Here is a 20,421-nt window from a genome sequence, read left to right on the forward strand (position 1 = left end):
CAAATACAACATAACGAGGGTCCCGAGATTCTTATGCGCTGTCTCGCCTAACGATGGCGAACTGGATGATCATGATAACGAAGACGGCCATTTCCATGCATACCTGATAATTAGACAAAGAAGAGCAACTTCAACAACGGCACCAAACACCATGTGCGCCCAAGCCTCTCCTGCTAAATTAAACAACATATACGGAATATACACCGCGGCAATAATGATATTTGCCCGGCGATTTACCTTAGCCGGCAGGGCAACAGAAAGGAAAATCATAAGAACTGGAATTGTCACCAAAACAAGAGCTATCAATAGAAAGACAAAAGTAATGTCAAATGTAAATACTTTTCCTGCCAGTATATCTTCTATCTTGCCAGGCATATACAAGTGAAAATAATCAACATAAACGTAGAGAAACATAAAACTCGTCCACAGTGTAGCAATCTTCAGTTTCACATTGACTTTGATGTCTTCTAGCGCACTTTGTGCTTTATTTTGCGTATTCATCGTAATCTCCCTCTCATAAATCAAAAGTTGTTAGAAACAATTTATCACGAGGGAGAATGGATACCTAGACACTAAAGTGTTGTTTTTCAAATTCACAAGAGCAGTAACTTATAGCAAACGCAGCTCATGTGTGCGTAAGATTGCTTCGGCGCGGCTTTTGACTTGCAGCTTAGAAAAGATACGTTGATTATGCCCCTTAATGGTATTGAGAGTGACGAAAAGCATCTTGCTGATCTCATGATTGGAAAGCCCCTGAGCAATTAGGCGTAAAACCTCCAATTCTCTTTGAGTTAAGGGAGCCACAGATGGATGTTTCGTTGAAAAATGTAAAAGTAACGTGTTTATATGATCTGTCATAATTTCAAATCGCAGAGAAGCTTTTAAAAGTGCTTCCATTGGAGCTCCTTCATCTAAAAAAACACGCAGGTGACCTTCTGTTTTAGCGATCTCAATGGCCTCCATTAAAGGCACAACAGCTTTTTGTATTTCCTTTGCCTGAAAATAGGTTAATGCATGCAGAATCAGCCTTTCCATTGATGCTGGAGACATCGATTCTATTTTTAATAAGGCTTGATCTGTTTCACCTGCAGCCAAGTGCACACGAATTTGCTCATTGGTCAGATTGTATTTCTGAACAAGATATTGTGCCGATGGGATATCATTGATGTGAAGTCGGGTAAGCACTTCAACTTGTGCAACCTTGTACATGTTCTTAGAGAAGTTATTTTTTTGAAGGGACTGGCTTGCTTGTTTGAGTAATTTCAAAGTCTCTCCTACTTTTCCTTGAGCAAGGTTTATTCTTGCAAGGAATAGCTCGCAAACTGCAAGGGTGTCCATATTGTTCAAGTGCCGCGCCAATTGTATGGCTTCTTGAATGAGATCTAACGCTTCCTTCATGTGATCTTGTTCGTAAGCGATACGTGATAAACCGAGATAAGCGACAGCGGAAGCCGGAAAAGCTAAGTGTCCATCTAAATTCAGAACTTTCATGTAGCTACTTTTAGCCAAGTGGAGTTGATTCTCCATTTCATAAATGTTGCCTAATCCAATTGAAGCCAAGATTATGATAATAAAATGACCTATAGTTTCACTACTCCTCAGCGCATCGTCATAAGCTTCCCGTGCCAATTTAGGATTGCCTTGCATCTGGCGAGCGAAGCCCAATGTCCACTTCGTAGCAGCAAGTACCGGCAGGTTTAGAGGACTAAGGTTTTCGATAGCATGTTGAGAGCATTCCATAATGCGAGATAAATTGTTTTGCGAAACAGCCACCGCTGCTCTGGTCGCGGAAATATGTCCCATTAAATTTTGTTTATTTTCGTTTTGAGGGAGTGCGCGTAGAGCGTTCTCCGCCGTGACCAATACTTTCTCAACTTCTCCAACTCTACCCAGAAACAATAGCGTTGTGGCATATAGCACTCTTAACGAGGGTTTAGCATCTAAAACGGATAAAGGTAGCGATTCAAGCCAATGAACAACCGGTGTTGCTGCGCCACGATAAAGTAAAGGAACGCCGCCTCCTTCTACAAGTCTGGAAGCACCTTCAATATCCTTTGCTTCCACCGCATGATAAAAAGCCTCAAGTATGAAATGATTGTTCTCATACCAAAGGCTTGCCCGCTTATGTAGCTTGGAGATAATATCCTGATCGTCGGCAATTTGTTCTCTATTTTTTTTCAAATCTCATTTTTAATAGCTCAGCGAAAAGATGATGGTAGCGATACCACCGCCGTTCCTGATCTAAGGGAATGATAAACAAATTTTTTCTTTCCAGATATTCAATCGTTTTTTTGGCTATTCCAACCAGTAGGAATCAATTCATCCGATAATAGAGCATCACAAAGAGGTGCAGAAAACCGTTCGAGCATGGAAGTAGCCATTAAAAAATTTAGTATGTGTTCGGGCAGTTGGACAAGAATTTCATCAAATAGATACTCCATAACAAAATGGCGGCTCCCCGCTAGGAAGTCCGTCTCCAATAAACAGGTGCCATCTTTATTCCCTTGAATGGAAAGTGCTGCGAGTTGAAGGCCTGTAACCCATCCTTCCGTTATTTTTTCAAGTTCGATAATATTTTTTTTTGTTAGGCTAAGCCCCATGACTTGATTTAGAAAACATACCGTTTCGATGCCTGTAAAACGCAAATCCTTAACGCCTATCTCCATCAGCTGATTTTTAGCACGCAGCTTGGATAACGGTAGATCGGGAATGTCACGTGATACGATGGTTAAATTCATATGAGAAGGCATTTGTGCGACTAGAAAGCGTAGACCTTGCTCAATAGAACGGTTATTTATTAAATGATAATCATCAATGACCATCGTAAAAGCCTTTTGCATGGTGTTAAGTTCATTGATAAATTGGCTTAGGACTGCATCAATTTGTGGCAATTGAGGGGATCTTAGCGAAATGAGAATTCCATTTCCTACGTTTGGAAAAACGATTCGAATCGCCTCTATTACATATGTGAGAAAGCGTATAACATCGTTATCCCTTTCATCTAACGAAAGCCATGCAACAGGCCGGTCACAAATCGACGCCCATTGACTCACTACGGTTGTTTTTCCAAAGCCTGCAGGCGCTGAAACAAGACTTAGCCTTTTATCCTGACCTCTATTAAGCAGATCAAGCAAATGGTTTCGATCAACCATCAATTGCCGTGAGGGCGGCTTCTCTAGCTTCGTAGTTAGAACTTCGTTAGTTACATGAGATTTTGTTTCTTGCTTCATAACGACACCTCCTCGACCTTGCAAGTAGTAATATTATGGCATATCGTGCTATAAGAATAATGCATATGCGCAAAGTGCTTCAAACCAAAAACACAAGTCCTTTTTTATATGGATATTATACTAAAAATGTGCTAAAGATGACTAAGACCGAGCCGATTTCTTACGTTCTGGCGCACTGCATTCATGTTGGAAATCCGTGCAATATAAGGGAACGGCCAATCTCGATGATCAGCCGCTCCAATTTGACAGATTGTTCAAAACTTAGTGTCACTCAAAACTGAATAAAAAATGAACGGTAGATATGATTCTACGTCCCTGTAAATTACAGCTCCAACAGATGATCTGCTACGACATATCTACGCATACGACGCCCAAATCTAGGTCCAGAACGACAGAAACCTCAATTTTATCCTTCAGCACCTTATTTTGAAGTCGTTGCCATCCGCCGTGAACGTACTAAATCGTAAATCGCACAAAGTTTTGCCTTTGCATCGAGCATAAGGCGGATGGCATTTTTTCCAGCGAGTGTTGTTTCGGCTGAAAAATCACGTTTGTTATGAATACAATCTCTAGCCAGTTTAATTTCCCTGCAAATACTTTTCGGCGTTCAGGGTGAACAGGATCTATTCCCCGGGCAAGAGCATCGGGATCTATGTTAACGCTGATTCCAAGCCGATCTGCGATCAAGTTTCTAATCGTGCTTTTTCCACTTCCGTTATTTCCTGCAAACACATACATGATCGGTGCCCACTCATGCATGAGGGACATCCTCGTCGGAAAGGGGAACAATATCTCCGTTATAGTATTCTTTTACGATCTGACCATCTTTTGTCTTATATACAATATATGTCCCGTTGGCTTTGGCATCCAATTTTGCGCGATCGCCCGTAAGTCTAATTAGTTTTTGCAGTTCTTTTATTTGATTCATGTAACTCACCATCCCGTTACATCAGTCTCATTTGAATCTGATTATAGCAAAGCTAAAACTTTAATTTAGTAAAATGGTCTTCTTGTTTGATGAGTAACTTATGGAGTCATCCTTGTTCTGATTAACCGCGATACGCACTCTACATGGGTGGTATGGGGGGAACATATCCACCGGCTGCACTTCCACTGTCCGATAGCCGCCATCCTCAAGCACACGTAGATCACGCGCAAGCGTGGCCGGATCGCAGGAGACATATACGATGCGCGCCGGGCGAAGCTCTAGCATCGTGGCAAGCAGCGCCAGATCGCACCCCTTGCGCGGCGGATCGACGACGATCACGTCGGGGGCGACGCCTTCGGCTTGCCACTGCGGCATGATGACTTCGGCCGGGCCGACGGCGAATTCGGCGTTGGCGATGTGGTTAAGCAGCGCATTGCGTCGGGCGTCCTCTATCGCTTCGGGGATGATCTCGACGCCGTACACGCGACGAGCATGGCGGGCGAGGAAGAGAGTAATTGTGCCAATGCCGCAGTAGGCGTCGATGACGGTCTCTTCGCCGGTCAGGCCCGCGTAGTCGACGGCGCTCCGGTAGAGGCGCTCGGTCTGGGTCGGATTGACCTGGAAGAAGGAGCGCGCGGAGATGGCGAAGGTGATGCCGCCGATCTCGTCATAGATGACGTCGGTTCCCCAGAGGACACGAGTCTCTTCGCCGAATACCTGGGACGTCGGGCTGGTATTGATGTTCTGGCAGATGCTCGCGACGCCGGGGATGTCTTCGCGGATAAGTCCGCAGAGTTCGTCGACATGCGGCAGGTCGCGGCCGTTGGTGATAAGGACGACCATGCGCTGGCCGGTCGCTTCGGCGTGGCGGACGACGACATGGCGAAGCAGGCCGCGCCCGGTGGCGCGGTCGTAGGCGGCATAGCCGAGAGACCGGGCGATGCGCTTGACGGCACGCACGGTCTCTTCGTTCTGCTCCTGCTGAATGAGGCAGGCTTCCATGTCCACGACCTGGTGGCTTCCCTGCTCGAAGAAGCCGCCGATAAGTCCGTGGCCGCCGATGCCGGCCGCCATTGGAACCTGCGCCTTGTTACGGTAGCGCCAAGGCTCGTCCATCCCGATGACGGGATGGACGACGACCGGCGCGCGCCCCGCATCGGGCGCGCTCTCGCGGCCGCCGGCTTGCGCGGCGGCCGCGCCCTCTAGGCCGCCCGCTTCGCCGGCGGCCTCTTCCAGCGGCGCCACCGGCAGCTTGCCGATGCGCGCCAGCACGCCCGCGACGTGCTCCCGCTTCCAGCGGAGCTGCGCCGCGTAGCCCCAATGCTGCAGCTGGCAGCCGCCGCATGCCTCATAGATCTCGCACGGCGCTGCGATGCGGTCCGGGCTCGCCGTGACAAGCGCGGCCATGCGCGCGCGGCCGAACGACTTGCCGATGCTCTGCACCTCGGCCTGCACCCGGTCGCCCGGCACCGCGCCGGACACAAACAGGGTGTAGCCCTCGACCCGGCCTACACCCTGCCCCTCATGCGTCATCCCGACGATGTCGATGACGACGGAATCGCCGACCGCGACCGGCACGCCCGCGATCTGGCGCGGCGCCTCGCCCTGACGGCGCTCCCGCGCACCGCGCGAATGCTGCGGCTGGCCCTGCGGTCGCCCGCCGCTCGCACCCTCGCCCTCGCGGCGATCCTGCGGTCGCCCGCCGCTCGCACCCGAAGCCACGCGGCCGCCGCCGTGCCCGCGCGATTCCGCTCGAACCATCGCCCCGCTCGACTGCCCCCGCTCCTGCTGGCCGCCGCTCGTTCGACCGCGATCGCCTGCTCCGCCAGACGAATGCCGCCCTTCTTTCCCGACGTCGCTCCTGGGTTTGCCGCCTTGATTCGCCGCTCCGCTCCGCGCACCGCCGCGCTTGTCCTTGTCACTCATGCTGTCCAGCCCCGTTCATAGGTTCCGCTTCTATATAAATATGATGGCCTCTTAAAGATGCTATATCTCACTTGTCCCTCAGTGAGATACTTCATCTCACTTGTCCGTCAGTGATACTTCGTCTCTCCCAGCTCATCCATAATGATCCGCACGTGTCCAGGCAGCATCGTAAACGTCCGGGCCATCTGCCCCCCGTATTCCCCGTCGAGATTCATGTCCAGGTCCGCATCCGACTCGACCGTGACCCGGTTCGTCTGGAACATCGTGATGTGCGAATCCTGCAGATGCTCGCCCCGCATGGCCAGCGTCGCGATACGGATGAATTCGCCGAGGTTGCACTTGCGCATGAGCAGCACGTCGAACATGCCGTCGCTCGCCGAGGCGCTTGGCGCGAGCTTCTCGAAGCCGCCGACCGAGTTGCTATTGGCGATCAGCATGAGCATGTATTCGTCCTCGAAATCGCCGACGCCGTCCATCGAGATCTTCATATGGAAGGAACGCAGCCGCGCGATCTTCTCGAATCCCCGTATGTAGTAGGCCAGATTCCCGATCATCGTCTTGAGCTTGCTCGGCACTTCGTAGGAGAGCTCGGTCAGCGAGCCGCCGCCCGCGATATTAATGAAGTACTTGCCGTCGGCCTGTCCGATGTCCACCGGCTTCGCGTAGCGCTTGACGATCAGGTCGCACGCCTCGTCCCACTTCTTGGGGATGCCGTGCGCCCTGGCAAAATCGTTGGTCGTCCCTACCGGCAGAATGCCGATGGCTGGACGGCGCTCGTGAGGGGCGATGCCGCTGATCACCTCGTTCAGCGTGCCGTCGCCGCCTGCCGCGATGACGATGTCGAAGCCCCGTTCAACCGCTTCGGAAGCGGCATGGACGGCGTCGCCCTCCGATTCCGTCGCGTGGCAGGACGTCTCGATCCCGCCGCGTTCGAGGCGCTGCAGAATCTGCGGCAGCCTCCGGCGCATCTCCTCGCGGCCCGAGGTCGGATTGTAGATCAACCGCGCTCTCACAATATCCAACTTGAATCCCCTCTTCTATCGCTCTCTATCCGATCCGATTCAACCTTTACCTATTCATGCTACTGAATCGTCATGCCAATGTCAACGCGGCCGGCGGGCGGCGCGCACCCTCGGACACAACTCACGCCATCCTGACATTGAACGGCAAAAACCCCCCGCTTTTCTCATCAAGCGGGGGCCTCCATTCGCCCTATCTATTCGGTCAAACTTCAAGCCTTTCCATGCGGCGCGATAGCCAATGCCGGACCCTGCCGGCGATCCAGTCGCTGACGAGCGGATGCGGCAGCAGCGCGCTCTCAGCGTAGTCGATATCCAGCCCCGCTAGCCGGTTCGGCACGGCCGACGAGGTGAAGTACCCTTCGCTCAGGAAAACGGGTACCGCCAGCATCCTCGCCTCCGGATGCCGCGCGCGCAAGACCGCGATCCGCGCCGCCGGCTCGTCCGGGCGCAGCAGCGCCGCTTCCGCGCCGGCATAGCCGCCGATGCGCGCGAGCTCCGCCGCCAACCCCTCGAGCTCCCGGCGCCACGCTTCGTAGAACCAGGGCTCGTCGCTGCCGTGACCGACGAGCAGCACGCACTCCGCCGCCGGCTCGCGCGATCGCGCCGCGAGCTTGTCCGCCAGCGCGCGCGCGATCTCCGGATCGCTGCCGATCGGCTCGCCGTAAGAGAGCCGCGCCGATACGGCGACCGGCTCCAGATCCGTTTCGCGCCGCGGTTCCGCATACGCGCCCAGCGCCCAGCCGATCTCGTCGACATGCGTGCTGCCCGACGAGACGAACAGCGGCAGCGCGTAGATGTCGGTCACGCCCAGCGCCTCCAGCGCGCGCACGCCGTCCTGGATCAGCCGGCCCTCGACCAACTCCAAGTACGATGCCACGACCGGCAAGTCCGCCGGCAGCTTCGTCCGCGCCTCCGCGACGGCCTCGTCCACCTGCGCCACCCAGCCCGGCTCGCGCGAGCCGTGGCTGATGACGAGGATCCCGGGACGATCGGCTCCGTCTGTCCCGCCGCGCTCCTCCCGCTCTCTCTCATTTCCTCCGACGTAATCCTTCATCCTGCTTGCGCACCTCCGGCTAGACAGCTATTTCCTTCATGCTATCCAACGCAGTGGCCGGTGTCAACGAAGAGACGGCGCGGCACGTGCATCCAGTCACGGTCTCGCACGGTTGGCGCGTATCCTGCAATTGTACGCGATAGATCAACTGAAAAAGCGCTTTGCGGCGTCTGTCGCGCAAATCTGCAGGATGCATCCCGATAATCGCCTCTTGAACGCGAATTCAGCCAGGCTATTGAGCAGATTTGCGCGATAGCGTCCCACAAAATTCGCCTCTTATTGATCCTTCAAGCATACACCTACAAACTCGCTATCCCGCATCACTTATCTACAAATTTATCCTCAAACGCAATGTACTGCGGCGGTTTCTCGAATTCGCTGCCCTCGAGGCCGCCGTTGTCGTAGATGGCCAGCTTCCACGCGCCCTCGGGGATGGCCGTGCCGGCCGGGATCTCGAAGTAACGGCTCTCGCCAAGGACCGTGTCGAGCGTATCGCCGACGGGCTGCTGCCATTCGTCGACGAAGTGGAGCGTCGCCCCGTAGTCGGGGAAGCGCGGCTTCACATAGACGGTGCCTCCGATCTTTCCTTTCGCCTCGTCCGTATCTACGAAGAGGGGATCGGGATCTCCGCCGACCGGGACGGACACGGCTGCGGAATGGCCCCCGTCGCGGATCGCGAAAACGCCAATGCGATCAACGCCCTCCAGTTTGAATTCGGGCAGCGTCACGCGGCACGCCCTCCCGTCGAACGGATAGTCGTTCGTCACGTCGATGAGCGGTTGGATCGGACGACCCGCTTCATCCGCGCTGTACACGACGTAGCTCACCGCCGTGGAGCTGTTCGCGTCGTACCAGCTCAGCTCGCCGGAGACGCGCGTCTTGCCGCTGGACAGGACCGGCTTGAAGTGAATATCAGACACGGGCGCACTGGCAGAATTTGCATCTTTCGGATCGACCCAGCTCGTCGCCTCGTCGCGAATATCGTCATAAGCCTGCACCCGCGCGCTGGCACTATAATCGAACACGCCGCCCTTCCGAAATGGCACGACCGTCACCTCGCCGAGAATGTCGAGGTCGCGCAGCGGCAGCTTATAGCGGCCGGACGCCGACTTCGCGACCTTCTCCGTGCCGCCTGGATATTCGATCTGGTAGCCGTCGTACGCCGTACCGTCCCCCCGGATCGGTCCATGCGATCGAAGCCCAGACGCCTGCGCCGGGATTGGAGTCCTTGTAGGACAGCTCCCCGACGCGATAGGCGGGGTCGTCCAGCAGCGTCGCCTTCGCGATCGGCACAGCCGCGGATTTGCCCCGGTCCGCCGCTTCGAAGAGGCCGAGCGCCGCGGCTTTGCCGGTTACCTTCGTTCCTTCGGGGATAACGATGGACTGCCGTTCCGCGACGTACCTCCCGAGCGCCTTGCCGTACCGCTTGCCTTTATCGTCCACCAGGTAAGCCTCATAGCCCTTCGCGGCCTCGGCCCCGGTCGTGTTCCAATAGAAAATGCCGCCGATCTCCCCCGCCTCGGGATCCCGGTCCTTAAAGGTAGCCGTTACCGACGCGGCCGCCTTCGCGTTCCCCGCTGTTCCCGTTGACGCAGCCAGCGCGGAGCCGGCAGGATGTCCGAGCGACCATATGAATCCTATTCCAAAAAAGAGCGACCCCAAGCGCGCGCAGTTGCCGATACATGAATGTCCTCCTTGATAAAAAATGTCAGACTCCTCACGTATTAAACCTTTTTTTTCCAGCTTTAATCGGGCGATATCGGGAAAACAAGAAACGCTTGCCCAAGGGCAAGCGCATCGTATCAATATCGGACAAATCCAAGCAGCTCGAGGTTTTCGGCGCTTCGGCCGACCGCGAATCGGGCTGACGGCAAGTTCGTTCTATGCACCAGCGACATCAGTTCCGCTATCGCCGCATGCTATGTTTCTCCCGCCGATCGCCTCGTCTTTTCCGTTGACCCGCTCACCCTTTATTCGCTCCCGCCGTCAGCCCATCCACCAGAAACCGCTGCAAAAAGAAAAACAGGGCGGTAATCGGAATCGCGACGAGCACCGCGCCGGCCGCGAACAAGGTGAACTCTGTCGAATTGCGCTGGTTGACCATCCGGTACAACCCCACGGCGAGCGTGCGCTGGTCCTCCGTGCGCAGGATGAGATCCGCGAAGATGAAGTCGACGAAGCTGCCATAGAAAATCATGAGGCTCGCATACGTCAGCATCGGCGTCGACAGCGGGACCATGATCGCGAAAAATACGCGCAGATGGCCGGCGCCGTCGATCTTGGCCGCATCCTCGAGAGACTTCGGGATCGTATCGAAAAAGCCTTTGGCGACGAACACATGCGTGATGACGGCCCCGCTGCTGTAGACGAGGATCAGCGCCCAGTGCGAATTGAGAAGGCCCATCGTGTTAAGCAGCACGTAGATCGCGATCATCGCCATGAACCCGGGGAAGATCTGCAGCACGAGCAGAACGGTCAGCGACGTCTTGCGGCCCGCGAACCGGTACCTGGAGATCGCGTACGACGACAGCAGCAGCAGAAAGGTGCCGAGCAGCGTGGACAGTATCGCGACCTTCAACGTATTTTGGGCCCAGGTCGCATACTGAGTTTTGCGGAATAGCTCCTCGTAGTGCGCAAACGTGAACGTCCGCGGAATGAGCGTGTCGCTGAACAGGCTGTTGCCGACCTTGAGCGACGACATGACGATCCAGATCCCCGGGAACAGGCTGAGCGCGCAGAGCGCGATCAGAAACGCATAGCTGGCGGCCAGCTTGGCCGTACAGCCGACCTGTCGGTTGTTCATGCGATCATGTCCTCCTCTCGGTAGGATCGCGTGCGGCGATAGCTCCAGATCGAGAAGGAAGCGACGAGCAGGAAGATCACGATGCCGATGACCGAAGCGAAGCTGTACTGCGACTGGTTCAGCGCGAGCTTATACAGCCACGTCACGAGCAGGTCGGTGTGGCCGGCGTACTGGTAGTCCGGATTGACCGGATCGCCGCCTGTCAGCAGGAAGATGACGTTGAAGTTGTTGATGTTGCCGGCGAACTGCATGATGAGCACCGGCGCGGTCGCGAATAGCACCATAGGCATCGTGACGAGCCTGAACTTCTGCAGCGACCCTGCGCCGTCCACGTCCGCCGCCTCGTACAGATCGCCCGGAATCGTCGTCAGCACGCCGAGGACGAGAATCATCGTGATGGGGATGCCGAGCCACATGTTGACGAGGATGACCGTGACCTTCGCCCAGAACGGATCGGTCAGCCACGGCAGGCCGTCGAGTCCCAGCGACCGCAGGTAGCCGTTGACCGGTCCGAATTGGTTGTTGAACAGGTTGCGCATGACGAGCAGCGAGATCATGTTCGGGATGGCGAATGGCACGATCAGCAGCGTGCGCCACAGCTTCTTGAAGCGGATGCGGGGCTGGTGAATGACGACCGCGACGACGATGCCGCCCACGTACGTCGTGAACGTGGCGATGACCGCCCATAGGAGCGTCCAGGAGACGACGCCTCCGAAGGTGGAGCTCCACATTTTGAGCTCGAACATCTTTTTGAAGTTGCCGAATCCGACCCAATCGACGAGATTGGCGGGGGGGCAGGATCGGGTCCGCGTAGTTCGTAAAGGCCAGCAGGATGGAAAAGACGAGCGGAAGCACCGTGAGGAACGTGATCGTCACGAACGGCACGGCGAGCACCAGGTAGGCGAAGTGGCGGCGCCCCAGCCCCGCGACGGACCGGGCGAAGCCCGGCGCCCGCTGCCCAGCCTCCCGCAGCAGCCCGGTGCGGTACGCGTCCCGGATATTGAGCGCGTACAGCCCTGCGAACAGGACGAAGCAGAACGTCGCGATCAGCCCGTCGATCATCATGTAGATCGAATGGTCGCCCGCGACCATCTTGGTGAGCTTGCCGACCTTGACCATGCCGCTCGGCCGCTCGCCGAGGGTCAAGAGGCCCCTGACGAAGGCGGGCAGCTTGTAGACCGTTCCGTACAGGCCGGCAGCTCCGAAGAGCAGGAGCAGCAGGCCTTTGACCGGCTGGCGGTTATAGAGCTGCCCGAGCCCCATCAGAAGGGCCGATAGCAGGGCGGCTGTCGTTCGTTTGCGCATCGGGTCGACCACCTATTCGTTATTTCGATGCCAGGTCGGCTTGAATCGTCTTGACCGTCTGATCGAGCGTCGTCTTCGCGTCCTGTTCAGGGTGATCCCACAAGGTGATGAACGCGGCCTTGAGCGGCTCCCATACCGCATTGATCTCCGAAAGGGAAGGCATCGGAACGGAGTGTTTGAATTGCTCGTAAAAGCCGCTCACGATCGGGTCGTCCTTGATCTGCTGCGCTTCTCCGGCCTCGAGGCTCGCGGGGATGGCGCCCGTCATCTCGAAGTTTTTGAGCTGGTTATCCTTGCCGCTCGCGAACTGCGCGAACAAGCGGGCCGCGATCGGATACTTGGTATACGAGTTGACATAGTAAGATTTGACGCCCGAGAATGAGATCGAAGGCTGGCCGTCCGGCGTCTTCGGGAGCGGCGCGATGCCGAGATTCACCTGATCCTTGAACGCGCTGACCGACCACGGGCCATCGATGTTCATCGCGAGCTTCCCTTCCTGGAACAGCTGCGTCTTGACGTCGTACGTGACGTCGCCCGCGTTGAGCGGCAGGATCGGCTTGAGGCTCTGCAGAAACTTAAAGCCCTTCACGGCGCCTTCGTTGCTTAGGCCGATGTCCTTCGGATTCGTATTGCCGTCGCCGAAGAAGTATCCGCCGAAGCTGCCGATGAACGGATAGGAGTAGTAGCCGACGAACTCCCACATGATCGCGAACTTGTTCTGCTTGGCATCGTTATAAGTACCTGCGAACTTGACGACGTCGTCCCACGTCTGCGGCGGCTCGGCGATCAGGTCCTTATTGTAGAAAAGCGCGTATGTCTCGACGGACTTCGGATAGCCGTACAGCACGCCGTCGTAGGATGAAGCCGCGACGGCCGCCTCTACGGCGGAGGCGCGCGTTTCTTCTTCGAAGAGGTCGTTCGGCAGCAGCAGCCCCGCCTTGACCGCCTGCCCGATCTGGTCGTGCGGCAGCGTCAGGATGTCGGCCGCGAGGCCTGCCGGCCCGTCCGTCGCGAGCCTCCCGCCCTGATCGCCGCCCGCGACCTCTTCGATTTTCACGGATACGCCGTATTTGGCTTCGAAGGCGGCCGCGAGCTCCTTCATGTAGGCCTGCTGCTCCTTGGCCTCCCAGACGACCAGCTTCGCGCCTGGCTCAGGCGCCGTATCTTCGGCTTGATCCCCGGATGCTTCAGGCAAAGACGCAGCGGGGGGCGGTGCCGGATGCCGTACCGGTAGCTGACTGCGATGCCGTGCCGCTCTCCGCGGATTCCCCCGTTGCCCGAGCTGCAGCCGGCAGCGGCGAGCGCCAGGCTGAGGAGCAGGAGGCCTCCCCAAGTTCTCGTTTTGCGATCGATCGTTCGTTTTTCGTTTCCGGTTCCGTTCATGACAGCCGCCCTCTCCTATTTGTAGACAACAAAAAAAGAGCACAGCCTCATTCGCACATCAGTGCCGAGGTTGTACCCTTAACAGGTAACATTGCCTTTAAGTTGGAAAAATCCTGCATCGCTGATCCGGATCAACTTCATCATACAAAAGCCGTTAAAGCGTTTGCAAATCCCGAAAATGGAAAATATTTATATAATTTCTGGATGTTTTCTGCCTCTAACTCCCATTCTCTTCATTTTTCTCACGGTATCTGTAAAATTGAAGCCTTGCACCGCCCGCCGAAGTGCGGTACATTGAGACCAAACTTAAAGGCAACGAACGCCAGGTTCAACCTCTCCCGTCGCGCAGAGGTTGAACCTTTTTTAGCGTGAAGGAGCCCGGTTGTCGCAGGCGCGCATCGCCGCATACGGAGGCGTTCGAACTTGGAACAACTCAGAGGGCCGTACGATGATCGCGGCCGAAGAATTGCAGCGTCAGCTTGGTGAAGGCGGCATTAAATCAGGGCAACATTTGATCGTCCATGCATCGTTGTCGAGTCTGGGCTTCGTCGTCGGCGGCGCGGAGACGCTCGTACGCGCGCTGCTCGCGCTCGTCGGCGAGGAGGGCACGATCATGATGCCGGCGCAGACGTGGAAAAATCTCGATCCGTCGACCGGCGTACACGGCGACGTGCCGCCGGCATGGTGGCCCGCCATCCGCGCGGGGTGGCCGGCCTACGACAAGCGCATCGCCCCCGCGATCGGCATGGGGGCTTCGGCCGAAATGCTGCGCTGCTGGCCCGGCGCGCGACGAAGCGACCACCCCGTGCGCTCCTTTGCGGCGGTCGGCCGTCAAGCCGACTATTTGACCGCGAACCACGATCTCTCCAATATCTTCGGAGAGGACTCGCCGCTTGACCGGCTGTATCGGCTAGGCGGCCGCATCCTGCTCATCGGCGTTGGGCACGACAAGAACACCTCCCTCCACCTCGCCGAGACGCGCGCCCGCTTCGAAGGCAAGCGGCTGGTCGAGGAGAGCAGCGCCGTACTGATCGACGGGCGGCGGGAGTGGGTCACCTACCCGACCCAGGAGGTACACGACGGAGACTTCGCCCGCCTCGGCCTCGCGTATGAGCGCGAGCATCGCTCGCCGATCCACGGCGTAGGCAGCGCCGCCGTCCGGCTGCTGGAGATGCGGCCTTTCGTCGACTGGGCCGTCGACTGGATGGAGCGTCACCGGCCGGGCTCGCTGCCGGGCAGCGATCTTGGCTAATCGCTGTTTGAGCTAGCTAAGGATAACAGGTTTAGCCTTTAAGTGCTGGTACGTAGAAATGAGCAATCACGATCGTTCCTAGCTAGGACTACCTGGCCTGCGCGACACTTCGAGCGGGCACGATTGTTCCTACCTAGGACTGCCTAGTCTGCGCGACACTTCGAGTGAGCACGATTGTTCCTACCTAGGACCACCCAGTCTGCGCGACACTTCGAGCGGGCACGATTGTTTCTATCTAAGACTACCTAGTCTGCGCGACACTTCGAGCGGGCACGATTGTTCCTACCTAAGACTACCTGGTCCGAACATCGCACCGCTCCCCTGCACATGCGAAAAAACCGCCGAGCGCTCTCGCGCCCGGCGGCCCCATCGTCCGACCGGCTATTTATTTGCCCAGAAAAGCATTCAGCTGCTTCTGCTTCTCGGCGATGATCGCGTCGAGGCCGTTCGCCTTCAGCTTCTTGTAGTACTCGTCGGCCTTGGACGGGTCGATCGAGCCGGTGTCAAGACCGGGATCGTACTGCTTGCGGATGTTCGTCTCGACCGACACCTGCGACTTGACCGGCTCTGCGTTGAACGTGAAGCCGAGTGCCGGCGAGTTGAGCGCGCCTTCGTTGAACTTCTTGAATTGCTCCCACTTGTCCGGGGCTTCCGTGTTCCAGACGTAGTTCAGGAACTGGTTGCCGAGCATCCAGGTCGCGCCGATCGCATAGTTGCCGGAATTGTCCGTAGGCGAGATGATCTCGCCGTTTCTCGTATAGTGATCGCCCTCGATGCCGAAGTTGATCAGGTTGTTCAGGTACTTGTCGCTATGCAGCAGGTTGATGAACATCATCGCGCGGGCGGGATCGCCGGACGTCGTAGAGATTCCGAGCATCGAGCCGGCCGTATCGCTCGTGGCGACGGTGCGATCCGTCATCTCCAGCTGTGCCAGCTTGCCTGCGAGGCCGGTCGCGTTCGCCGTCTCGGCGTCCTTGCCGGGCTTGAGCGCCGAAGTGATCATGAACACGTTGCCCTTCTTCAGCGCGTCGTTGCCGCTTAGCTGCGTCGTGGCTGCGTCCTTGTTGATGTAGCCCTTTTTTGAAGAAGTCGCGGGTAACGGTCAGCGTCTCCTTGTAGCGAGGCAGCTCGAAGCGAGGCATGACGGTCGTGTCCGGCGCGTTCTTCAAAATGACGCCTTCGATCGTCGCATCGCCGAGATAGTCGTACTTGGCAAAGTAGTGCGCGTTGAAGTTGTCGCCGTCGCGCAGGAACAGCGGGATCATCTGGGGCTTCTTGGCCTTCACTTCGGCCAGAATCGGGTCGAGATCGGCGATCGTCTTGACGGCCTTCAGCTTGTCGGTGAGACCCAGCTCGTCGGCGATATCCTTGCGGTAGACGATGCCGCCTTGCTCGGCGAGCTCTTTGTCCGTCGGCACGGCGTAGTTGAATCCGTTGATCTTGGCGCCTTTGAGGAACGCTTCAGGCAGCGATGACAGAATATCCTGGCCGTACTGCTCCAGCAGATTGCCGTATTTGCCGTTCGGATCGTTCAGCGGCAGGAATGCGCCCTTGGCGACATTCGTCGCGTGGCCGTTCCAGGCGGCGGTGAAAATGACGTCCATCGGATCGCGGGAAGCGATTGCAAGATTCATCTTGTTGTCCCACTGACCCCAGTCGACGAGATTCAGATCGAGCGTCGCGTTGATCTTTTCCTTCAGATACTTGTTGATCTCGGCCTCGACCTTGGCTTCGTCCTTCGGCGGCGTGCCGGGCAGGTACAGCGTCAGCTTGTATTCCTTGAGATCCGATGCCGAGGCGGACGGGGACGCCGATTCGCTCGCCGATGCAGAAGGCGATGCCGATGCGTTGGCGGATGCCGACGGCGAAGCGGACGCCGAAGACGACGGAGATGCGTCAGCGCCTTTGTTGTTGTTGTTGCCGCCGCAGCCTGCGAGCACGACGGAGAGCGCCGCAAGCGCGAGAGCGGACTTTCCGAGCTTGTTCTGTACGAGCATGGGTATTGCCTCCCTTTTCTTAGTGAGTAAATCGTATATGCTTGAACCGGCCGGTAACCGGGTTCAGCCTGCAGGATGGAGCCGGCCGCCGCCGCGTCAGGCAACGGCCGGATTCAAGGTCAGCCCTTGACGGCGCCGACGGTAAGACCTTGGATGAAGTAGCGCTGGAAGAACGGATAGATGAAGATAATCGGCCCGATCCCGACGACGGCCATCGCCATCCGGGCGGTCTCGCTCGGCATCTGGAAGTTCGGATTGGCCTGCATGATCGCCGAGTAGGCCTGTGAGTTGGAGCTTAAGTATGCAATATCGAGCAGCGTCTTGTACATGCGGAACTGGATGCTCATCGGTCCGTCCTGGTTGATGAAGAGCAGACTCAGGAACCAGTCGTTCCAGTAGTTCAGCGTACACAGCAGGCCGACCGAGGCGAGCACCGGCAGCGACAGCGGCAGGACGATCTGGATAAAGGTGCGCAGCTCGCCGGCCCCGTCGATCTTCGCCGATTCGATGAGCGCCGGCGGGATCGAGCCCGAGAAAAACGTGCGGATCAGGATGACGAAAAATCCTTGAACGAACATCGGAAGCATGAGGACGAGCATCGTGTTTTGCAGATGAAGCCCTTGCTTGTAAGTCAGATAGAACGGCACAAGTCCGCTGTTGAACAAGATCGTGAAGAAGACGATAAAGGAAAAGATGCTGCGATGCTTGAAGTCGCGCCGCGAGATCGGATAAGCGTAAAGCGTCATGATGGACAGCGCGACGATCGTGCCGACGACGGTGACGAAGATCGAGACGCCGTAGGAATCCACGATCGGCTTCCAGTCGTCCAGCAGAAACTTGTAGGCGCCGAGGCTGAACTGATCGGGCCAGAGCTTGTAGCCGCCGACGGCGACCGTCTTCTCGTCGGAGAGGGAGACGGCGATGACGATAAGCAGCGGGATGACGCACAGCGCGCTGTAGATCCAGAACACGGTATTGATGACGGCATTCGTGCCGCTTGAGATCTCGTTGGCGTTAAATTTTCTTTTTCGAAGCGCAGTCGTTGCCATGGGGTTGATCCTCCTTCGGAATTCTGGGGCGGCGATAGCCTAGAACAGGGCGTCTTCCTTGCTGATGCGTCTGACGACCAGGTTCGCGGTGAGCACGAGGATGAATCCGATGACCGCCTGATAGAGGCCGGCCGCCGAGGACATCCCGATATCGCCCGAGACGAGGAACCCCTGATATACGTAAGTGTCGATGACCAGCGTCTTGTCGTAGAGCGCGCCGGCATTGCGGGTCACCTGGAAGAACAGCCCGAAGTCGGCGTAAAAAATCCGGCCGATCTGCAGCAGCGTCATGATCGTGATGACCGGCCGGATGAGCGGGATCGTGATCGTCCAGATCTGCCGCCATTTGGTCGCGCCGTCCATATGCGCCGCTTCGTAATACTCGTTGTCGATGCCTACGATCGCCGCCAGATAGATAACCGCATAATAACCGATGCCCTTCCACGTATTGACGAGCGGGAGTACGATCGGCCACCACTTCGGATCCGAATACCAGTCGATCGGCTCCGCGCCGAACCACGGCAGCACGAACTTGTTCATGATGCCGATATCCGGATTGAGAAAGGCGTAGACCAGGTAGGACAAGATGATCCACGACATGAAGTAAGGGAGAAACAAAATCGTCTGATGCAGCTTCGACAGGAAGCGATTGCGCATCACGTTCAGCATAAGCGCCATCCCGACGCCGAAGACGACGTTCAGCAAGATGAATACGGCGTTGTAAAGGATCGTATTGCGCGTAATGACCCAGGCGTCGCTGCTCGCGAACAAATAATTGAAGTTATCCCAGCCGACCCACGGACTGTCCATGAAGTTCTGCATAAAGCTCGGCGACGCGTACGTCATCTGCTTGAACGCGATCAGCGCGCCCGCCATCGGAATATAGTTGTTGACGATCAGCACGATCAAGGCCGGCGCCATCATCAGGTAAAATACGCCGTACCTTTTCCAGTAGCCTTGGTTCAGCGTCTTCGCCTTGATCGCTTTGCGCGCGGGCTTGTCGATCGCGGCCGGCACGGTCGGCGTGGCCTGTTCCATCTCCATCACGTTCCTTACTTTTGGTCTGTGATGTCATTGTACAGGGCGCGCCTGCGCGCCATCTATCTACTGGGATGACCGAGATAGCACAATTGTGACTTGCTTCCGATATTTTACCATTTGCATGTCGGTACCGATAGAATTCGTCGGCGCGTGTCGCTGTTAGCACGGCACCTGCCGAGCTGCGTACGTTAAGCGACGGGATGGTCTCGATCGGGCCGGTGAACAGCAGGCTGCCGCCGTAAACTTCGACGTGAGCGAGCAGCAGCGTTAGTGCTTCGTCGCTGAAGCTGTGCGCGCTCGGCACGATGATGAACCGCGGCTTGTCCGCAGCCAGCGAATCCAGATGCAGCTCGCTGATGCCGTAGAACGGCACCTGCTCGCAAAATAAGGCCGCCGGACGCTTCCTCGCGTCCGGCGGCTTTGATTTTCGCGTCTAAATCGACTGGTGCTTCTTCCGGTAATCCTGCGGCGTCACGCCCGTCACTTTCTTGAACAGCTTGGCGAAATAAGAAAAGTGCATATAGCCGAGCCCTTCGGCGATGTTGCTGATCTTGTCGTTCGTGTCGGTGAGCAGCCTTTTGGCGCGCTCGATCTTCGCCTGGGCGATATAATCGGTGAGCGACATGCCCGTCTCCTTGCGGAACAGGCGCGAGAGATACGCCGGATTGCGGTAGACGGCCTTCGCGATCTCGTCGCGGCCGAGCTCTTCGTTCAGGTGATCCTGAACGAAGCTCTGAATCTTGGCGATGACGGCGGACGCGTCCCGCTGCCGGTCCAGCAGCGCCGCATGCGTCTTGGCGAGCAGCCGCAGCGCCCATGCCGCCATGCCGTCCGGCGTACGCGCCGAGAGGCCTTCGGCCAGCTCCTGCTGCGAGAGCAGCTCGCCGGCCGGCACGCCGCGCCGCAGCGCGGATTGATACAGCAAGTGAACGAAGCCGTAGTAAAATAGCTCCAGACCCTCGCGTCCCGCCCCCCTCGTCCTTCATCCGCCGCAGCGTATCCGCAATCGCCGTTTCCAGCTCGGCCACGCCGCCGCCCTCCAGCAGGATGCCCCATTCCATGAACGGCGGCATCGTCTGTCCGGCGCTCGCACTCCCGGCGAAGGCCCCGCTGCCCCCATGCTCCGCGCCGATCGCCGCGTCGACGACCGATTCCGGCTGCATGACGTTCGCCCGCTCGAGCCTGGAGAGCCGCTCCAGCTCGCCCGCCAACGCCTGGGGCGCCGCCGGCTCACCCACGTAGCAGGATACCGCGCAGTGGAAATATTCGCGGCATGCCGCAATATAATCCCGGCAGCGCGCCATCAGCGCGGTCCGCTCCCGTTCGCCGCAAGCGCCATATAGCAGCACAAGGCTCTGCTGGGCGCGATCCTGCAGGGCCGCTCCCGCCCCTTCGGGACCGACGATGATCTCCGCCGCGGCCTTGCGAAGC

Annotated in this window: 19 protein-coding genes and 2 pseudogenes; 2 read left to right on the forward strand and 19 right to left on the reverse strand. The window is 57.3% G+C overall.

Features of this window, described 5'->3' with window-relative positions; translation table 11 throughout:
• Window positions 1–69 precede the first annotated feature (69 nt).
• The 14 genes and pseudogenes from OMP38_RS17285 to OMP38_RS17345 all read right to left on the reverse strand — a co-directional run bounded on the left by OMP38_RS17285 (window position 70) and on the right by OMP38_RS17345 (window position 13,463).
• A complete protein-coding gene (locus OMP38_RS17285) occupies window positions 70–501 on the reverse strand; it encodes a DUF6326 family protein (RefSeq protein WP_277566233.1) in 432 nt (143 codons plus the stop codon).
• 108 nt (window positions 502–609) lie between these two features.
• Window positions 610–2,181 carry a LuxR C-terminal-related transcriptional regulator gene (locus tag OMP38_RS17290; RefSeq protein WP_277566234.1) on the reverse strand — a complete coding sequence of 524 codons (1,572 nt, stop codon included), beginning with the start codon at window positions 2,179–2,181 and terminating at the stop codon, window positions 610–612.
• Window positions 2,168–2,260 (reverse strand): winged helix-turn-helix domain-containing protein, encoded by a 93-nt coding sequence (locus tag OMP38_RS36645; protein ID WP_477100074.1) that lies wholly within the window; start codon window positions 2,258–2,260, stop codon window positions 2,168–2,170. The genes OMP38_RS17290 and OMP38_RS36645 overlap by 14 nt, the downstream gene beginning before the upstream one ends.
• 19 nt (window positions 2,261–2,279) lie before the next feature.
• Window positions 2,280–3,230 (reverse strand): AAA family ATPase, encoded by a 951-nt coding sequence (locus OMP38_RS17295; protein WP_277566235.1) that lies wholly within the window; start codon window positions 3,228–3,230, stop codon window positions 2,280–2,282.
• 484 nt (window positions 3,231–3,714) lie between these two features.
• A pseudogene (locus OMP38_RS17300) lies at window positions 3,715–3,989 on the reverse strand (zeta toxin family protein); the annotation flags it as partial.
• Window positions 3,982–4,158 carry a hypothetical protein gene (locus tag OMP38_RS17305; protein ID WP_277566236.1) on the reverse strand — a complete coding sequence of 59 codons (177 nt, stop codon included), beginning with the start codon at window positions 4,156–4,158 and terminating at the stop codon, window positions 3,982–3,984. The pseudogene OMP38_RS17300 and the gene OMP38_RS17305, both read right to left, overlap by 8 nt.
• A gap of 60 nt (window positions 4,159–4,218) precedes the next feature.
• A complete protein-coding gene (gene rlmD / locus OMP38_RS17310; RefSeq protein ID WP_420869669.1) occupies window positions 4,219–6,084 on the reverse strand; it encodes a 23S rRNA (uracil(1939)-C(5))-methyltransferase RlmD in 1,866 nt (621 codons plus the stop codon).
• Between the two features lie 107 nt (window positions 6,085–6,191).
• On the reverse strand, window positions 6,192–7,106 hold the full coding sequence (locus tag OMP38_RS17315; RefSeq protein WP_277566237.1) for a diacylglycerol kinase: 915 nt from the start codon (window positions 7,104–7,106) through the stop codon (window positions 6,192–6,194).
• A 202-nt stretch (window positions 7,107–7,308) separates the two neighbouring features.
• On the reverse strand, window positions 7,309–8,160 hold the full coding sequence (locus OMP38_RS17320) for a sirohydrochlorin chelatase (RefSeq protein WP_277566238.1): 852 nt from the start codon (window positions 8,158–8,160) through the stop codon (window positions 7,309–7,311).
• A 320-nt stretch (window positions 8,161–8,480) separates the two neighbouring features.
• Window positions 8,481–9,206, reverse strand: coding sequence for a hypothetical protein (locus OMP38_RS17325; protein ID WP_277566239.1), 726 nt, complete (start codon window positions 9,204–9,206; stop codon window positions 8,481–8,483).
• Between the two features lie 43 nt (window positions 9,207–9,249).
• Window positions 9,250–9,822: a hypothetical protein gene (locus OMP38_RS17330; protein WP_277566240.1), complete on the reverse strand. Its 573-nt coding sequence runs from the start codon at window positions 9,820–9,822 to the stop codon at window positions 9,250–9,252.
• 301 nt (window positions 9,823–10,123) lie between these two features.
• Window positions 10,124–10,963, reverse strand: a complete 840-nt coding sequence (locus tag OMP38_RS17335) for a sugar ABC transporter permease (protein WP_277566241.1) — start codon at window positions 10,961–10,963, stop codon at window positions 10,124–10,126.
• Window positions 10,960–12,268, reverse strand: a pseudogene (locus OMP38_RS17340) (carbohydrate ABC transporter permease). The gene OMP38_RS17335 and the pseudogene OMP38_RS17340 overlap by 4 nt, the downstream one beginning before the upstream one ends.
• A 19-nt stretch (window positions 12,269–12,287) precedes the next feature.
• Entirely contained in the window at window positions 12,288–13,463 is a 1,176-nt protein-coding gene (locus OMP38_RS17345; protein WP_277566242.1) for a sugar ABC transporter substrate-binding protein, read from the reverse strand.
• 17 nt (window positions 13,464–13,480) lie between these two features.
• Between OMP38_RS17345 and OMP38_RS17350 the strand changes: the two genes are divergently transcribed.
• Window positions 13,481–14,023, forward strand: a complete 543-nt coding sequence (locus OMP38_RS17350; protein WP_277566243.1) for a hypothetical protein — start codon at window positions 13,481–13,483, stop codon at window positions 14,021–14,023.
• Window positions 14,024–14,099: 76 nt separating this feature from the next.
• Complete coding sequence (locus OMP38_RS17355) at window positions 14,100–14,903, forward strand: AAC(3) family N-acetyltransferase (RefSeq protein ID WP_277566244.1); 804 nt, start codon at window positions 14,100–14,102, stop codon at window positions 14,901–14,903.
• A gap of 385 nt (window positions 14,904–15,288) precedes the next feature.
• On the opposite strand, the gene OMP38_RS17360 is transcribed toward OMP38_RS17355, so the two are convergent.
• The 5 genes from OMP38_RS17360 to OMP38_RS35950 form a co-directional block, all read right to left on the reverse strand.
• Window positions 15,289–15,738: a DUF3502 domain-containing protein gene (locus tag OMP38_RS17360; RefSeq protein WP_277566245.1), complete on the reverse strand. Its 450-nt coding sequence runs from the start codon at window positions 15,736–15,738 to the stop codon at window positions 15,289–15,291.
• A complete protein-coding gene (locus tag OMP38_RS17365) occupies window positions 15,713–16,900 on the reverse strand; it encodes an extracellular solute-binding protein (protein ID WP_277566246.1) in 1,188 nt (395 codons plus the stop codon). Before OMP38_RS17365 ends, OMP38_RS17360 begins: the two co-directional genes overlap by 26 nt.
• A gap of 119 nt (window positions 16,901–17,019) precedes the next feature.
• Window positions 17,020–17,949 (reverse strand): carbohydrate ABC transporter permease, encoded by a 930-nt coding sequence (locus tag OMP38_RS17370; RefSeq protein WP_277566247.1) that lies wholly within the window; start codon window positions 17,947–17,949, stop codon window positions 17,020–17,022.
• A 39-nt stretch (window positions 17,950–17,988) separates the two neighbouring features.
• A complete protein-coding gene (locus OMP38_RS17375; protein ID WP_277566248.1) occupies window positions 17,989–18,987 on the reverse strand; it encodes an ABC transporter permease in 999 nt (332 codons plus the stop codon).
• A gap of 436 nt (window positions 18,988–19,423) precedes the next feature.
• Window positions 19,424–19,816 (reverse strand): helix-turn-helix domain-containing protein, encoded by a 393-nt coding sequence (locus OMP38_RS35950; RefSeq protein WP_420869702.1) that lies wholly within the window; start codon window positions 19,814–19,816, stop codon window positions 19,424–19,426.
• Between the last annotated feature and the right edge of the window lie 605 nt (window positions 19,817–20,421).

The sequence above is a fragment of the Cohnella ginsengisoli genome (assembly GCF_029525555.1).
GTDB lineage: Bacteria > Bacillota > Bacilli > Paenibacillales > Paenibacillaceae > Cohnella > Cohnella ginsengisoli.

What these genes read in the sequence shown, in the direction of transcription:
- OMP38_RS17285 (WP_277566233.1), bottom strand. Translation starts at nt 501, where the DNA reads ATGAATACGCAAAATAAAGCACAAAGTGCGCTAGAAGACATCAAAGTC.
- OMP38_RS17295 (WP_277566235.1), bottom strand. Translation starts at nt 3,230, where the DNA reads ATGAAGCAAGAAACAAAATCTCATGTAACTAACGAAGTTCTAACTACG.
- OMP38_RS17305 (WP_277566236.1), bottom strand. Translation starts at nt 4,158, where the DNA reads ATGAATCAAATAAAAGAACTGCAAAAACTAATTAGACTTACGGGCGAT.
- rlmD (WP_420869669.1), bottom strand. Translation starts at nt 6,084, where the DNA reads ATGAGTGACAAGGACAAGCGCGGCGGTGCGCGGAGCGGAGCGGCGAAT.
- OMP38_RS17320 (WP_277566238.1), bottom strand. Translation starts at nt 8,160, where the DNA reads ATGAAGGATTACGTCGGAGGAAATGAGAGAGAGCGGGAGGAGCGCGGC.
- OMP38_RS17335 (WP_277566241.1), bottom strand. Translation starts at nt 10,963, where the DNA reads ATGAACAACCGACAGGTCGGCTGTACGGCCAAGCTGGCCGCCAGCTAT.
- OMP38_RS17355 (WP_277566244.1), top strand. Translation starts at nt 14,100, where the DNA reads ATGATCGCGGCCGAAGAATTGCAGCGTCAGCTTGGTGAAGGCGGCATT.
- OMP38_RS17360 (WP_277566245.1), bottom strand. Translation starts at nt 15,738, where the DNA reads ATGATGTTCATCAACCTGCTGCATAGCGACAAGTACCTGAACAACCTG.
- OMP38_RS17365 (WP_277566246.1), bottom strand. Translation starts at nt 16,900, where the DNA reads ATGCTCGTACAGAACAAGCTCGGAAAGTCCGCTCTCGCGCTTGCGGCG.
- OMP38_RS17370 (WP_277566247.1), bottom strand. Translation starts at nt 17,949, where the DNA reads ATGGCAACGACTGCGCTTCGAAAAAGAAAATTTAACGCCAACGAGATC.
- OMP38_RS17375 (WP_277566248.1), bottom strand. Translation starts at nt 18,987, where the DNA reads ATGGAACAGGCCACGCCGACCGTGCCGGCCGCGATCGACAAGCCCGCG.
- OMP38_RS35950 (WP_420869702.1), bottom strand. Translation starts at nt 19,816, where the DNA reads ATGGCGGCATGGGCGCTGCGGCTGCTCGCCAAGACGCATGCGGCGCTG.